Genomic DNA, 15,077 nt, shown 5'->3' with positions numbered 1-15,077 from the left:
CCCTGCAGCTCGGGGGCACTAGCCGGAACCGGGCGGTGTGAGACTGGGCGACCACCTGCCCTTGGCGGTGCGGCACGGCGAGCCGGGCGGAGCGGCGCAGGTGGACATGGGGCAGGCGTGCGCCTCGTTTCACAGGCGAGGACCTATGAAACGGCCGAGTCCTCGAGTCTTGCGGGTTCCTTGGGGTGCTATGACGGCCAGAGCGACGGAGTGTTCACCTTCGGGACGCGCCGCGAAGCCTTCTCCCTTGATGTTGGAGGTGTGGATGGGATGCGTGCGCGAACTGTACGGCGATGGACAGGCCGCCTTCAGCGCGTACGTTGGCGGTGAGGGTGGCGTGGTGGGCTTGGGCGACGGCGTTGACGATGGCGAGGCCGAGACCGTAGCCGTCGCGGCCGCCGTTACGATCAGGCGCCAGTCTTTGGAAGGGGTGAAAGAGGCGCTGGATCTGGTTGCCGGGGATGACCGGCCCGCTGTTGGTGACCGTCAGGACCACCTGCGTGCCGGAGGTCTGAGTTGTGATCTCTACGTGCCCGCCTGCGTGGTTGTGGCGGATGGCGTTGTCCATGAGGTTGGCGACGAGGCTTTCGATCAATTTCGGGTCCCCGGCCGCCACCGCGGGCGTTAGGTGTTCGGCGAGGTCAATGCCTCTCGCCGTTGCTTGGTCGCGGCGGGAGGCGAGCGCTCCTTTGACGACTTGCGCGAGGTCGAGGGTGTCCCAGCGGGTGACGCCGCGCTCGCTGGTGGCCAGAGCGAGCAGTGCTCGGACGAGCCGCTCTTGGTGTTCGCCGAGGGCGAGGGCCTCCTGGCAGGCCGAGCGCAGCGTGTCGGTGTCGGCATTGGGGTCGGCGAGAGCGACTTCGAGGAGGGTGCGCAGCCCGGCGAGGGGGGTGCGCAGCTCGTGGGAGGCGTTGGCGACGAAGTGGCGTTGGGCGTCGAAGGAGGCTTGAAGGCGGGCGAACAGGTCGTCGAGGGTGTGGCCGAGTTCCGTCAGCTCGTCTGTGGGCTCGCCGAGGTCGAGGCGCCGGTGGAGGTTGCCGGTGGAGATGTTCTTGGCGGTGGCGGTGATGGTGCGCAGCGGGTGCAGGAACCGGCCGGCGACGAACCAGCCGAGAGCCAGGGCGACGGGAATCAGGATGACCAGGGCGACGGCGGATCCGGTGAGGAGCTGGGCCAGGCTGATCCCGCGCCCGGCTCCGGTGGTCACGCTCGATGAGGGTCGGCCCTTGGGCGTGGCCGCATCGACGCTGGCGAGTGGGACGAGTACGAGGACGAGCACGAAGACCCCGGCGGCGTAGATGCCCGCCGCGTAGGCGAGCGCGAGCCGTGTTTGCAGGGACCTTCCGGCGGGCTGCTGGGAGGTCATGTCGACCCGATGCGATAGCCGCCTTGGCGGATGGTCTCGATCACGGGCGGGTCGCCGAGTTTGGCCCGCAACCGGTGCATGGTGTGCTTGACGGCGCTGCTGAAGGGGTCGGCGGCCTCGTCCCAGACGCGTTCGAGTAGTTCCTCAGCGGAGATGACCAGGCCGGGTGCGGCGAGCAGGCATTCGAGCAGGGCGAACTCCTTGGGGCTCAGCTCAAGGCGCCGGCCGGCCCGGAACGCGGTGCGGCGGGCCGGATCGAGGGTGATGTCTCTGCATGCCAGGGTGGGCGGTAGCGGCGGGGTGGCGCGGCGCGCCAGAGCACGGACGCGGGCGACCAGTTCGGCGAACGCGAACGGCTTGGGCAGGTAGTCGTCGGCGCCGAGGCCGAGCCCGTCGACGCGGTCCTCGATCGTGCCGGAGGCGGTGAGCATCAGCACGCGGGTCTCGCGGCGGCCGTGGGCGAGTTGCCGGCAGATCTCGTCCCCGTGGACGCCGGGCAGGTCGCGGTCGAGGATCACCACGTCGTAGCGGGTGACGGCCAGGCGGTCGAGGGCGGCGGTTCCGTCCAGGACGACGTCGGCGGCCATGCCCTCGCGGCGCAGCCCGGTTCCGAGGGAGCGGGCGAGGACCTCGAAGTCCTCGACGACGAGGACCCTCACCACCACTCACCGCCGGCCGTCGTGCGGGCGGGGCGGCCGATCCGTCCACGGGGTCGAGGTGCCATTCGTCAACGATGCCAGATCCCCGGTCTCAGCCCGGTCGCAGCCGCTGCGACCGGGCTGGAACCGGGTGCCGCGTACAACCATCGGCATGAATCCATTTCGAACCGTGAGCTCGCTGCGATGAGCGCACCAGGGATCGTCGTCACCGGACTGCGCAAGCGGTACGGGGCCACGCTGGCCCTCGACGGCATGTCCTTTACCGTCCGTCCGGGTGTGGTGACCGGCTTCGTGGGGCCGAACGGGGCCGGGAAGTCCACCACGATGCGGGTGATCCTCGGCCTGGACGCGGTCGAGGAGGGCACCGCGCTCATCGAGGGGAAGCCGTACCACAGTCTTCGGCGGCCGCTGAACCATGTCGGTTCCCTGCTGGACGCGGCGGCGCTGCACCCCGGCCGCAGCGGGCGTAACCACCTGCTGTGGCTGGCGCATTCGCAGGGCCTGGCCGCGCGGCGGGTGGACCAGGTGATCGAGCAGGTCGGCCTGGCCTCGGCGGCCCGGCGCAAGGCCGGCGGCTACTCGCTGGGCATGCGGCAGCGGCTCGGGATCGCCGCGGCCCTGCTGGGCGACCCGCCGATCATCATGCTCGATGAGCCGTTCAACGGCATGGACCCCGACGGCATCGTCTGGATGCGCGGCTTCCTGCGGTCGCTGGCCGCTCAGGGCCGCGCCGTGCTGGTCTCCAGCCACCTGATGAGCGAGGTGCAGGACACCGCCGATCATCTCGTCGTGGTCGGGCGCGGCAAGGCCATCGCCGACGCCGGCGTGGCCGACCTGATCGCGGCCGCCTCCAGGAACCGGGTGGCCGTGCGGACCACGGTCGGGACGCACGCGATGGGGGTGCTCGCGCATGCCGGCGCGACCGCGACGGCCACCGGACGCGACACCATCACCGTTTCGGGCCTGCCTGCGGATCGGATCGTGACGCTGCTCAGCCAGAGCGCGGTGCCGTTCTCCGAGGTATCAGCCCACCGCGCCACCCTTGAGGACGTCTACCTGGAGCTCACCCGCGAGGCGGTCGAGTTCCGCGCCGCGACGCCCACGGAGGTCTCGCGGTGACCCCCACTGTTACGTCTCACCGCTCCAGCCAACGGGTTGGGCGGGACGGCTTCCCCCAGGTGCTGCACGCGGAATGGACCAAGTTCCGAACCGTCCGCGGCTGGCTGATCGGCATGGTGGCCGCGGCGCTGCTGTTGGTGCTGTTCGCCGTGCTCGCCGGGTTCAGCAGCGATCAGAAGGGCGCACCGCCCGTTCCGATCGGGCCGGGCGGTGCGCCGGTCACCGACAGCTTCTATTTCGTGCACCAGCCGCTGGCCGGGAACGGCGGCATCACCGTCTCCGTCTCCGAGCTCAAGAGCAGCATCCCCGAGGGACCCGGGGACCTGCGGCCCGGCACCGTGCCGTGGGCGAAGGCCGGGCTCATCATCAAGGAGAGCACCCGCCAGGGATCACCCTACGCGGCGATCATGGTCACCGGCAGCCACGGCGTGCGGATGCAGGACGCCTACGTCAACGACACGGTCGGCCCTCCCGGCCCGGTCTCCGCCGAGTCCCCCCGCCGGCTGCGGCTGGACCGCTCGGGCGACACGATCACCGGCTATGCCTCCACCGACGGCACGAGCTGGACCAAGGTGGGCACCGCGCGGGTGAGCGGGCTCGGATCGACCGTGCAGGTCGGGCTGTTCGTCGCGTCCCCGCCTGCCGTGGACGGCATGGGCACGCGCGGCAGCGTGTCGACGGCCACCTTCGGGGATCTTCGCGTCCAGGGGGGCTGGGCCGGGGGTAGGTGGACCGGTGACCAGGTGGGAGCGGAGTCCCCCGGCTTCGCCGGCTACCCGGAGAACACATCGGGTTCGTTCACGGGATCCGACGGCAGGTTCACGGTGACCGGTGCCGGCGACATAGCGCCCGCCATCCGCGAGACCCTGCCGACCGGCGGCACCCTCCGGGACATTCTCACCGGCACGTTCGCCGCGCTGATCGCGGTGATCGTCGTGGGGGCGCTGTTCATCACCACGGAGTACGGGAACAAGATGATCCACCTCACCCTGGCCGCGAGTCCGAGGCGGAGCCGGGTGCTGGTGGCCAAGGCGATCGTGCTGGGGGTCGTCACCTTCGTCGCCGGGCTGGCGGGGGCGATCCTCGCGACTCCGCTCGGTGAGCGGCTCGCCCGGGACAACGGCGTCTACATCTTCCCGGTGTCGTCCTCGACCGAACTGCGGGTGGCGCTCGGGACCGCGGCGCTGCTCGCGACCGCCTCGGTCCTGGCCCTCTCCGTCGGCGCCATCTTCCGGCACAGCGCCGGCGCGGTCACCACCGTCATCGTGGCCATCGTGCTGCCCCACATCCTGATGGCCATCCCGTTCATGCCCGCGAGCGTGGCGAACTGGCTGGCCCGGGTGACACCGGGGGCGGCCTTCGCCGTCCAGCAGACGCTCGTGGAGTACGACCAAGTCGCAGCCCATTACACGCCATACAACGGCTACTACCCGCTGGCGCCGTGGGCCGGGTTCGCCGTCTTGGCCGCCTACACGGTGGTGAGCCTGGCCGTGGCCGCCGTCCTGCTCCACAGGAGGGACACGTGAGACTCGCCCTGCACGCGGAATGGACGAAGATGCGGACCGTCGCCGGCCCGCTGTGGCTGCTGCTCGGCACCGTCGCGGCGACGGTGGCCCTGAGCGCCGGGGCGACGTCGGTGGTGAACTGCACGGCCGACGGCTGCGGCGGCGACACGACCGAGCTGACCCTCATGGGCGTCCACCTCGGCCAGGCGCTGGTCGCCGTCCTGGCGGTGCTGATCATCAGCAGGGAATACGGCTCGGGCATGATCCGCACCACCCTGACGGCGGTGCCGCGGCGGGCGACGGTCTTCGCGGCCAAGGCCGTCACTCTCACCGGCGTCGTGGCCGTCGGCGGGACCGTCGCCGTCCTCGGGGCGGTGCTCGCCGGGCGGCTCATCCTGCCCGACCTCGGCGACCGGGCCCTGTCCCTGGCCGACGGGCCGACGCTGCGCGCGGTCGTCGGGACGGTCCTCTACCTGATCCTGATCGGCCTTCTAAGCCTCGGTGTCGCGACCGCGGTGCGGGACTCGGCCACCAGCATCGGCGTCGTCCTCGGCCTGCTCTACATCGTCCCGATCGTCTCCCAGACCATCAGCGACCCGAACTGGCAGCGCCTGCTGGAGAAGATCGCGCCGATGAGCGCCGGGCTCGCCATCCAGGCCACCACCGATCTCGGCAGCCTGCCCATCAGCCCCTGGGCCGGGCTCGGTGTGACCGCCGGGTGGGCCGCCGCGGCGCTGCTGACCGGCGGTCTGCTCCTGTGCACGCGCGACGCCTAGCACCTGGTTGCCAGGCCCCTTGAGGGATGTCTGCGCGGGATGCCGGTGCTGGTCGCGCCGTCATCTGCTGGACCACCGAGTACTGCAGCCTGGCGATCGACGAACTGCGCGGCCAGGGCCGCGACATCCGCGACGAACTCTGTCAGAAAAGGTTCGGCAGCCCCGCCTTCGACCGCCGGCTCCGGCAAGCCCGGGGCGGTGATCTGGCGGGGTGGCATGCCTCCAGCGGAAGGCTTAAGTACGCGCCCACCATGCGCCAGTGGTGAACGTCGCTGTCGACGGCGCATACTGGCGCCTTGCCTCTGGACTGCGGGCTATTGATCCCCTCGGCCGCATTCTGCTTAATTCCATTCAACCTGGCCGTGGACTTTGGCACGGCGAAGCGGTGCCGTTGCCACGGACCGCCGTTGAAGTCTTGAACTCACAGGTTGAGCATGAAGGCGGAGCCGGACTCGTTCACCGACGTTGCGCGCAGGGGCCGCCAGCCGTCGGCAAGTTCGGCTTCGTAGTCGACGTTGATGGTGCCGAAGTTGGTCAGCAGGGTGAGGCACCAGGCCTGCTCGGTCTGGTCGGCCAGGTGGGGCCGGACGATGGTGCCCTGCTGGGCGTAGTGCAGCTCGCGGCGCAGCGCGTGCAGGCTCTCGCCCTTGTTCAGCTGGCGGGAGATCTCCCTGCGGTACAGCGGGTCCGACAGGTAGCGGGCGGCGTGGATCGTGCGTTTGATCATGCCCCACTCCTTGAGCGCGGCGGCGAGGGTGTTCTGCGGAATTCGTCCAGCGTGTAGTGGGCTTCACGGGCGGTCGGCACGATCACCTTCGTCCGTACGTCGACCACTGGTCGGACACGTGCGTGATCGTGGACAGGACCTTGCCGCCGTGGATGTTCGTCTCCCGGGCGGTGTTCGACTTGCCGCGCACCGGGAACCGCTGTCCGTCGCTGGAGGACATGGTGCCGCCGCCGAACTTCTTGGCCAGGCCGAGGGTGTAGTGGCGGTTGACGATCAGGTTGTGACCCCGCGGAGCGTCTCCTCCCGCACGTACCACTCCTGGGTCCAGGCGAGCACGTCGTACGGCACGCCGCAGGCCTCGCTCATTCTTGCCAGGCCCAGGTTGGTGCCGCCTGCGATCAAGACGGCGAGGATGTTGCGTTTCAGCTCCGCCGACTGTTTGGTCTTGCGGCCGCCGCCGTGGGTGAAGGCCTTCAAGAACCCGGTTCGCCCGTCGAGTTCGACCAGCAGCGCTTCTTCGCCCGCTCGACCAGCTCCTCGTCGGTCTTGGCCTTGGCCCGCGACTCGCGCGCCGACACCGCCTGGTCGAACAGAGCGATGACCATCGTCCATCTGGTCGACCGCCGATTGGGCCACCAACGCCAGCAGGATCGGGTAGCGGCGTTCCTCCCGCCGCATCAGCGCCTGCACCGTCGAGCGGCGGCCGACGGTGGCCAGGAAGCGGCGCCGCTCTCGCGGCGGCATCGACAGGTCCAGCTCGTGGGCGTCCATCCGCCGTAGGTACTTCAGCTTCTCGATCCCGGTCTTCACCGACAGCGCGGTCGCCTCGATCGCTGGCCGGGCCAGCCACGCCAGCCGGGTCATCCCGGTCTCGGGGTCGTCGTCCAGCAGCCGGTCGAGGTCGCCGCGCATCTGCCCGCCCAGCAGATGGTCGACCCGTTCCGAGGTGAGTGCGCTGGCGGCGTTGCGGGCTGTGCCGACCATCTCCATCAGCGTGACCGCGCCCGGGCGGATCACCTGCGCGCCGGATCAGATACTCGGCCGCCAGATGGAACAGCAGCGACGGCGAGTCGTGCTCCATCGCCCGGTCCAGCAGGAACTGCTCCAGCTCCTTCAGCTCCTCCGTCCCGGGCGACGCGGTCCTCCACCCCAGGTACTTCATCACCTGCTTCAGGTGGTCACTGACGGTCTGCTGCCGTTTGCCGTAGAAGTCCAGCACTCCCGGATGCACCGCCAGTCATCAGTGAAGAACCGGCTCCCCAACGCCACCAACCCCTACAGACGCACCTGAAGATCGCCAGAGGTCTCAGGAACCTGAATAATCGCAGGTCAGGGGCATCTTCGTCGGATTTTCGCCAAATGCTACGGGGACCCCGGGACGCACCGAGACGCGCCTGCGCGCCGGGAGGCCAGAGCGCGCAATAAAGGCGGCGGGCCGAGCGTTGAACCCTGCGGTCCGGCCCGGAACGCGCGACGCGCCGTCGCGGCTCGGGTAGCGTGCGGCAGCGGATGCCCGGCACCCGGACAAGGCATCGATCACCACTTTCCCGACGGGGGCTTTCTGCTGTGACCGACGGTCCGCTCATCGTCCAGTCCGACAAGACGCTGCTGCTGGAGGTCGACCACGACCTGGCCGACGCCTGCCGCAAGGAGATCGCCCCGTTCGCCGAGCTCGAACGGGCGCCCGAGCACGTCCACACCTACCGGGTGACGCCGCTCGCGCTGTGGAACGCGCGGGCCGCCGGGCACGACGCCGAGCAGGTCGTCGACACGCTGATCCGGTACTCCCGCTACCCCGTCCCGCACGCCCTGCTCGTGGACGTCGCCGACACGATGGCGCGGTACGGGCGGCTGCGGCTGGAGAAGGACCCCGCGCACGGGCTCATCCTGTCGTCCTCGGACCGCTCGGTCCTGGAGGAGGTGCTGCGCGCCAAGAAGATCAAGGGCATGATCGGCGACCGGGTCGGCGCGGACGCCGTCGCCGTCCACCCGAGCGAGCGCGGCGCCCTCAAGCAGGCACTGCTCAAGCTCGGCTGGCCCGCCGAGGACCTCGCCGGATACGTGGACGGCGAGGCGCACGCCATCTCCCTCGCCGAGGACGGCTGGGCCTTGCGCTCCTACCAGCGGGACGCCGCCGAGACGTTCTGGCACGGCGGGTCCGGCGTCGTCGTCCTGCCCTGCGGCGCCGGCAAGACCATCGTGGGGGCCGCCGCCATGGCCCGCGCCCAGGCCACCACGCTGATCCTCGTCACCAACACCGTCTCGGCGCACCAGTGGAAGCAGGAGCTCCTGCGCCGCACGTCCCTCACCGAGGATGAGATCGGCGAGTACACCGGCACGAAGAAGGAGATCCGGCCGGTCACCATCGCCACCTACCAGATCATGACGACGCGCCGGAAGGGCGCCTACACGCACCTGGAGCTCTTCGACGCCCGCGACTGGGGCCTGGTCGTGTACGACGAGGTCCACCTGCTGCCCGCGCCGATCTTCCGGATGACCGCCGACCTGCAGGCCCGCCGCCGCCTCGGCCTCACCGCCACCCTCATCCGGGAGGACGGCCGGGAAGGCGACGTGTTCTCCCTCATCGGCCCGAAGCGCTACGACGCGCCCTGGAAGGACATGGAGGCGCAGGGCTGGATCGCGCCGGCCGACTGCGTCGAGGTACGCGTCACGCTCACCGACTCGGAACGCCTGGCGTACGCGACCGCCGAACCCGAAGAGCGCTACCGGTTCTGCGCGACCACCGACACCAAGACCAAGCTCATCCAGGCGCTCGTCGACCGGCACCGCGGCGAGCAGACGCTGGTCATCGGCCAGTACATCGACCAGCTTGACGAACTGGGCGCCCTGCTGGACGCGCCCGTCATCAAGGGCGAGACGCGGGTGCGGGAACGGGAGCGCCTGTTCGACGCGTTCCGCTCCGGCGAGATCGACGTCCTGGTCGTGTCGAAGGTGGCGAACTTCTCCATCGACCTGCCCGAAGCGTCGGTCGCCGTACAGGTGTCGGGGGCCTTCGGGTCACGGCAGGAAGAGGCTCAGCGGCTGGGACGTCTGCTGCGTCCCAAGGCGTCCGGCGCGGGGGCTCGCTTCTACGCCGTCGTCGCCCGCGACACCCTGGACCAGGACTACGCCGCCCACCGCCAGCGCTTCCTCGCCGAACAGGGCTACGCCTACCGCATCGTCGACGCCGACACCGTCCTCGCCGGCGACGACTTCTGACCCCCGGCATTCCCGCGACCACACGACTTCGGCAGGGCAGGCTGCGCTACAAGCCGGCTGCCCGGACTTGGGGTTGCGGGGCATGAGAAATGAGAAAAGGGCCCCGCCGTGATGGCGGAGCCCTTTTCTAATATAGGTCCGGCGGTGTCCTACTCTCCCACACAGTCTCCCATGCAGTACCATCGGCGCTGAGAGGCTTAACTTCCGGGTTCGGAATGGGACCGGGTGTTTCCCCCTCGCCAAAACCACCGAACGCCTCAACGCACCACCCCCAGCGGGGGTGTGCAAGCCTCAACGTCCGAGCCAGGCTCGGTATTCACTTGATTAATGCGGGTTCCCGGTTGTTTTCCAGGAACCACACAGGGACGCGAACAACTCACAACAGCGATTCGGTTTGAACGTCATGTGTGTTCAAGCCACTCGGCCTATTAGTACCGGTCGACTCCACACGTCACCGCGCTTCCATCTCCGGCCTATCAACCCGATCGTCTACCGGGGGCCTTACACCCACAAAGGGGTGGGAGAACTCATCTCGAGGAAGGCTTCCCGCTTAGATGCTTTCAGCGGTTATCCCGACCGAACGTAGCCAACCAGCCGTGCCCCTGGCGGGACAACTGGCACACCAGAGGTTCGTCCGTCCCGGTCCTCTCGTACTAGGGACAGACCCTCTCAATTCTCCTACGCGCACAGCGGATAGGGACCGAACTGTCTCGCGACGTTCTAAACCCAGCTCGCGTGCCGCTTTAATGGGCGAACAGCCCAACCCTTGGGACCTACTCCAGCCCCAGGATGCGACGAGCCGACATCGAGGTGCCAAACCATCCCGTCGATATGGACTCTTGGGGAAGATCAGCCTGTTATCCCCGGGGTACCTTTTAGCCGTTGAGCGACACCACTTCCACACGTAGGTGCCGGATCACTAGGCCCTGCTTTCGCACCTGCTCGACACGTCCGTCTCACAGTCAAGCTCCCTTGTGCCCTTGCACTCGCCACCTGATTGCCAACCAGGCTGAGGGAACCTTTGGGCGCCTCCGTTACACTTTAGGAGGCAACCGCCCCAGTTAAACTACCCACCAGGCACTGTCCCCCACCCGGATCCACGGGTGCGGGTTAGACGCTCAAAACGACCAGAGTGGTATTTCACCAACGACTCCACCGACACTGGCGTGCCGGCTTCACAGTCTCCCACCTATCCTACACAAGACGCTTCAGGCGCCAATGCCAAGCTGTAGTGAAGGTCCCGGGGTCTTTCCGTCCTGCTGCGCGAAACGAGCATCTTTACTCGTACTGCAATTTCACCGGGCCTGTGGTTGAGACAGCGGGGAAGTCGTTACGCCATTCGTGCAGGTCGGAACTTACCCGACAAGGAATTTCGCTACCTTAGGATGGTTATAGTTACCACCGCCGTTTACCGGCGCTTAGATTCTCAGCTTCGAGAAACAAAGTTCCTCTAACCGGTCCTCTTAACGTTCCGGCACCGGGCAGGCGTCAGTCCGTATACAGCGTCTTACGACTTCGCACGGACCTGTGTTTTTAGTAAACAGTCGCTTCCCCCTGGCCTCTGCGACCCCACCCAGCTCCCCGTGCAAGACGGTTCACCAGACGTGGTCCCCCTTCTCCCAAAGTTACGGGGGCAATTTGCCGAGTTCCTTAACCACAGTTCACCCGATCGCCTTGGTATTCTCTACCTGACCACCTGAGTCGGTTTAGGGTACGGGCCGCCAGTACACTCGCTAGAGGCTTTTCTCGACAGCATGGGATCACTCACTTCACCTAAAACGGCTCGGCATCACATCTCACCCTTCACACGCCACGGATTTACCTATGGCGCGGGCTACATGCTTACCCCAGGACAACCATCGCCTGGGCTGAGCTACCCTCCTGCGTCACCCCATCACTCACCTACTACCCCCTCGGGTCCCACGCTCGCCGAGCAACAGGCCCGAAGGCCCACAACCCGGTTCAGGTGGTTAGCATCAGAGGGTTCAGCGTTGGCGCATACCAGCGGGTACGGGAATATCAACCCGTTGTCCATCGACTACGCCTGTCGGCCTCGCCTTAGGTCCCGACTTACCCTGGGCGGATTAGCCTGCCCCAGGAACCCTTGGTCATCCGGCGCACACGTTTCTCACGTGTGATTCGCTACTCATGCCTGCATTCTCACTCCCGCAGCCTCCACCACTCGATCACTCGGCGGCTTCGCCGGCTACAGGACGCTCCCCTACCCATCACACCCCCCGAAAGGGATGCAATGCCACGGCTTCGGCGGTGTGCTTGAGCCCCGCTACATTGTCGGCGCGGAATCACTTGACCAGTGAGCTATTACGCACTCTTTCAAGGATGGCTGCTTCTAAGCCAACCTCCTGGTTGTCACGGCAACTCCACATCCTTTCCCACTTAGCACACGCTTAGGGGCCTTAGCCGATGATCTGGGCTGTTTCCCTCTCGACTACGAAGCTTATCCCCCGCAGTCTCACTGCCACGCTCTCACTTACCGGCATTCGGAGTTTGGCTGACGTCAGTAACCTTGTAGGGCCCATCAGCCATCCAGTAGCTCTACCTCCGGCAAGAAACACGCAACGCTGCACCTAAATGCATTTCGGGGAGAACCAGCTATCACGGAGTTTGATTGGCCTTTCACCCCTAACCACAGGTCATCCCCCAGGTTTTCAACCCTGGTGGGTTCGGGCCTCCACACCGTCTTACCGGCGCTTCACCCTGCCCATGGCTAGATCACCCCGCTTCGGGTCTACAGCATGCGACTAAAACGCCCTATTCAGACTCGCTTTCGCTACGGCTACCCGCCACCGGTTAACCTCGCCACACACCATAACTCGCAGGCTCATTCTTCAAAAGGCACGCCATCACGAACAAAGGAAAAACAAGTTTCCCCTTGAGGACGCTCTGACGGCTTGTAGGCACACGGTTTCAGGTACTATTTCACGACCCCTCACCGGGGCACTTTTCACCTTTCCCTCACGGTACTAGTCCGCTATCGGTCACCAGGAAGTATTCAGCCTTACCACGTGGTCGTGGCAGATTCACACGGGATTTCACGGGCCCCGTGCTACTCGGGAACACACCCAGAAGCCACTCGAATTTCGTCTACCGGACTCTCACCGTCTACGGTCGGCCATCCCAAGCCGTTCAACTATCCGAGCAGTTTGTAACTCCTCGCCAGCGCGGCAGCACTGACCGGATGGTCCCACAACCCCGCACACGCAACGCCTGCCGGCTATCACACGCGCACGGTTTAGGCTCCTCCGCTTTCGCTCACCACTACTCACGGAATCACTATTGTTTTCTCTTCCTGCGGGTACTGAGATGTTTCACTTCCCCGCGTCCCCACCAACCTGCCTATACATTCAGCAGGCGGCGACACCCCATGACGAGTGCCAGGTTTCCCCATTCGGAAATCCCCGGATCAAAGTCTGGTTGCCGACTCCCCGAGGCATATCGCAGGCTCCCACGTCCTTCATCGGCTCCTGATGCCAAGGCATCCACCGTATGCCCTTAAAAACTTGAACACACAAAACGATCAAAACAAATCGCAGATAAGAGACACAACCCCAAAAGAGGCCATATCCCTCACCAGAGATGCTCGCGTCCACTGTGCAGTTCTCAAAAAACAACCGGGCCCACCAAAACCACACCCCCGACAAAGGAATGTGGTCCTGGTCCCGCGATCCAGAGGTCACCCGGGCTTGCGCCCGTTCCCTCAGGACCCAACAGCGTGTCCAACCCACCACCCGCCCGACACCGCCGTTCCCACTCCCCCCAACACCCTCACGGGTCTGGGAGGCGGTACTTGCCGGCTCACACGAGCGGTGAGCTGAGTAGCCAGTGCTCCACATCTATGAGCAGCCACCTGACAGACATCCGCTGTCAACAGTGGCCACCGACCTGCGCACCCGCCCCCCGAGGGGGTTGGGTCCACGCGGGCCAGTTGTGTGCTCCTTAGAAAGGAGGTGATCCAGCCGCACCTTCCGGTACGGCTACCTTGTTACGACTTCGTCCCAATCGCCGGCCCCACCTTCGACCGCTCCCCCCACAAGGGTTGGGCCACGGGCTTCGGGTGTTGCCGACTTTCGTGACGTGACGGGCGGTGTGTACAAGGCCCGGGAACGTATTCACCGCAGCGTTGCTGATCTGCGATTACTAGCGACTCCGACTTCACGAAGTCGAGTTGCAGACTTCGATCCGAACTGAGACCGGCTTTAAGGGATTCGCTCCACCTCACGGTATCGCAGCCCTCTGTACCGGCCATTGTAGCATGTTTGCAGCCCAAGACATAAGGGGCATGATGACTTGACGTCATCCCCACCTTCCTCCGAGTTGACCCCGGCGGTCTCCCATGAGTCCCCACCCGAAGTGCTGGCAACATGGAACGAGGGTTGCGCTCGTTGCGGGACTTAACCCAACATCTCACGACACGAGCTGACGACAGCCATGCACCACCTGTCACCGGCCCAAAAAGGACCCCACATCTCTGCAGGTTTTCCGGCAATGTCAAGCCTTGGTAAGGTTCTTCGCGTTGCGTCGAATTAAGCAACATGCTCCGCCGCTTGTGCGGGCCCCCGTCAATTCCTTTGAGTTTTAGCCTTGCGGCCGTACTCCCCAGGCGGGGCGCTTAATGCGTTAGCTACGGCGCGGAATCCGTGGAAGAACCCCACACCTAGCGCCCAACGTTTACGGCGTGGACTACCAGGGTATCTAATCCTGTTCGCTCCCCACGCTTTCGCTCCTCAGCGTCAGTACAGGCCCAGAGAACCGCCTTCGCCACCGGTGTTCCTCCCGATATCTGCGCATTTCACCGCTACACCGGGAATTCCATTCTCCCCTACCTGCCTCTAGTCTGCCCGTATCCACCGCAGACCCACGGTTAAGCCGTGGGCTTTCACGACAGACGCGACAAACCGCCTACGAGCTCTTTACGCCCAATAATTCCGGACAACGCTTGCGCCCTACGTATTACCGCGGCTGCTGGCACGTAGTTAGCCGGCGCTTCTTCTGCAGGTACCGTCACGTTAGCTTCGTCCCTGCTGAAAGAGGTTTACAACCCGAAGGCCGTCATCCCTCACGCGGCGTCGCTGCGTCAGGCTTCCGCCCATTGCGCAATATTCCCCACTGCTGCCTCCCGTAGGAGTCTGGGCCGTGTCTCAGTCCCAGTGTGACCGGTCGCCCTCTCAGGCCGGTTACCCGTCGTCGCCTTGGTAGGCCATCACCCCACCAACAAGCTGATAGGCCGCGAGCCCATCCCCAACCGAAAAACTTTCCACCACCAGACCATGCGACCAGTGGTTACATCCGGTATTAGACCCAGTTTCCCGGGCTTATCCCAGAGTCAGGGGCAGGTTGCTCACGTGTTACTCACCCGTTCGCCGCTCGAGTACCCCGAAGGGGCCTTTCCGCTCGACTTGCATGTGTTAAGCACGCCGCCAGCGTTCGTCCTGAGCCAGGATCAAACTCTCCATTAAGGCCTAACGACCAACCAAGGCGCGAACCCCAGCCGGCCAAACCTCGAAGAAAATCCCAGCACCACCACCCCCAGAAAACCAGGGACAGCATTGCCTCAAAGAAATCCCAGACCACCCCCACACGGGGACGGTCACGGGGCGGTCCAGCCACAACAGGCCGAACCGATAAAGGCACTGGCTTTTAACACGCTGTTGAGTTCTCAAGAAACGGACACCCACCGCGCTGGAT

The 15,077-nt window shown here is 65.8% G+C and carries 10 protein-coding genes, 3 rRNA genes and 1 pseudogene; 5 read left to right on the top strand and 9 right to left on the bottom strand.

What is annotated here, in order from left to right:
• Positions 1 to 214: 214 nt before the first annotated feature.
• Both K8Z49_RS35910 and K8Z49_RS35905 read right to left on the bottom strand, forming a co-directional pair.
• Positions 215 to 1,207: a sensor histidine kinase gene (locus tag K8Z49_RS35910; protein WP_412516255.1), complete on the bottom strand. Its 993-nt coding sequence runs from the start codon at positions 1,205 to 1,207 to the stop codon at positions 215 to 217.
• Positions 1,208 to 1,362: 155 nt separating this feature from the next.
• Complete coding sequence (locus K8Z49_RS35905) at positions 1,363 to 2,025, bottom strand: response regulator transcription factor (RefSeq protein ID WP_075024723.1); 663 nt, start codon at positions 2,023 to 2,025, stop codon at positions 1,363 to 1,365.
• A 183-nt stretch (positions 2,026 to 2,208) separates the two neighbouring features.
• Between K8Z49_RS35905 and K8Z49_RS35900 the strand changes: the two genes are divergently transcribed.
• Genes K8Z49_RS35900 through K8Z49_RS35885 form a run of 4 tightly spaced genes read left to right on the top strand, consistent with a single transcriptional unit; the run spans position 2,209 to position 5,691 of the window.
• Positions 2,209 to 3,144 carry an ATP-binding cassette domain-containing protein gene (locus K8Z49_RS35900; protein ID WP_075024674.1) on the top strand — a complete coding sequence of 312 codons (936 nt, stop codon included), beginning with the start codon at positions 2,209 to 2,211 and terminating at the stop codon, positions 3,142 to 3,144.
• A complete protein-coding gene (locus tag K8Z49_RS35895; RefSeq protein WP_412516254.1) occupies positions 3,141 to 4,670 on the top strand; it encodes an ABC transporter permease subunit in 1,530 nt (509 codons plus the stop codon). Before K8Z49_RS35900 ends, K8Z49_RS35895 begins: the two co-directional genes overlap by 4 nt.
• Positions 4,667 to 5,425, top strand: a complete 759-nt coding sequence (locus tag K8Z49_RS35890) for an ABC transporter permease (RefSeq protein WP_412516253.1) — start codon at positions 4,667 to 4,669, stop codon at positions 5,423 to 5,425. Before K8Z49_RS35895 ends, K8Z49_RS35890 begins: the two co-directional genes overlap by 4 nt.
• Before the next feature lie 26 nt (positions 5,426 to 5,451).
• Entirely contained in the window at positions 5,452 to 5,691 is a 240-nt protein-coding gene (locus K8Z49_RS35885; protein ID WP_412516252.1) for a hypothetical protein, read from the top strand.
• A 155-nt stretch (positions 5,692 to 5,846) separates the two neighbouring features.
• Here the strand turns inward: K8Z49_RS35885 and K8Z49_RS35880 are convergent, their stop codons facing one another.
• The 4 genes and pseudogenes from K8Z49_RS35880 to K8Z49_RS35865 form a co-directional block, all read right to left on the bottom strand.
• Positions 5,847 to 6,194, bottom strand: coding sequence for a Tn3 family transposase (locus K8Z49_RS35880; protein WP_412521241.1), 348 nt, complete (start codon positions 6,192 to 6,194; stop codon positions 5,847 to 5,849).
• A 40-nt stretch (positions 6,195 to 6,234) separates the two neighbouring features.
• Positions 6,235 to 6,372, bottom strand: a complete 138-nt coding sequence (locus tag K8Z49_RS35875) for a hypothetical protein (RefSeq protein WP_412521239.1) — start codon at positions 6,370 to 6,372, stop codon at positions 6,235 to 6,237.
• A gap of 53 nt (positions 6,373 to 6,425) precedes the next feature.
• Complete coding sequence (locus tag K8Z49_RS35870) at positions 6,426 to 7,142, bottom strand: Tn3 family transposase (RefSeq protein WP_412516251.1); 717 nt, start codon at positions 7,140 to 7,142, stop codon at positions 6,426 to 6,428.
• A gap of 43 nt (positions 7,143 to 7,185) precedes the next feature.
• Positions 7,186 to 7,383: pseudogene (locus K8Z49_RS35865) on the bottom strand (DUF4158 domain-containing protein); the annotation flags it as partial.
• 335 nt (positions 7,384 to 7,718) lie between these two features.
• Between K8Z49_RS35865 and K8Z49_RS35860 the strand changes: the two are divergent.
• Entirely contained in the window at positions 7,719 to 9,371 is a 1,653-nt protein-coding gene (locus tag K8Z49_RS35860) for a DNA repair helicase XPB (RefSeq protein WP_021597756.1), read from the top strand.
• Between the two features lie 136 nt (positions 9,372 to 9,507).
• Here the strand turns inward: K8Z49_RS35860 and rrf are convergent.
• The 3 genes from rrf to K8Z49_RS35845 all read right to left on the bottom strand — a co-directional run bounded on the left by rrf (position 9,508) and on the right by K8Z49_RS35845 (position 14,848).
• Positions 9,508 to 9,624, bottom strand: a 5S ribosomal RNA gene (rrf, locus tag K8Z49_RS35855).
• 154 nt (positions 9,625 to 9,778) lie between these two features.
• Positions 9,779 to 12,898 (bottom strand): 23S ribosomal RNA (locus K8Z49_RS35850).
• Between the two features lie 434 nt (positions 12,899 to 13,332).
• Positions 13,333 to 14,848: ribosomal RNA gene (locus tag K8Z49_RS35845) — 16S ribosomal RNA — on the bottom strand.
• Together the 16S, 23S and 5S rRNA genes form the textbook arrangement of a ribosomal RNA operon.
• Between the last annotated feature and the right edge of the window lie 229 nt (positions 14,849 to 15,077).

Origin of the sequence: Actinomadura madurae (assembly GCF_047130825.1) — a bacterium.
GTDB classification, from domain to species: Bacteria; Actinomycetota; Actinomycetes; order Streptosporangiales; family Streptosporangiaceae; genus Spirillospora; species Spirillospora madurae.
The sequence above is the reverse complement of the archived record's forward strand: the minus strand, read 5'-3'. Positions and strand labels throughout refer to the sequence as shown.

Bases quoted from the DNA above. Each gene is read 5' to 3' on its own strand.
- K8Z49_RS35885 (WP_412516252.1), top strand. From the start codon at position 5,452: ATGTCTGCGCGGGATGCCGGTGCTGGTCGCGCCGTCATCTGCTGGACC.
- K8Z49_RS35900 (WP_075024674.1), top strand. From the start codon at position 2,209: ATGAGCGCACCAGGGATCGTCGTCACCGGACTGCGCAAGCGGTACGGG.
- K8Z49_RS35870 (WP_412516251.1), bottom strand. From the start codon at position 7,142: ATGGAGATGGTCGGCACAGCCCGCAACGCCGCCAGCGCACTCACCTCG.
- K8Z49_RS35875 (WP_412521239.1), bottom strand. From the start codon at position 6,372: ATGTCCTCCAGCGACGGACAGCGGTTCCCGGTGCGCGGCAAGTCGAAC.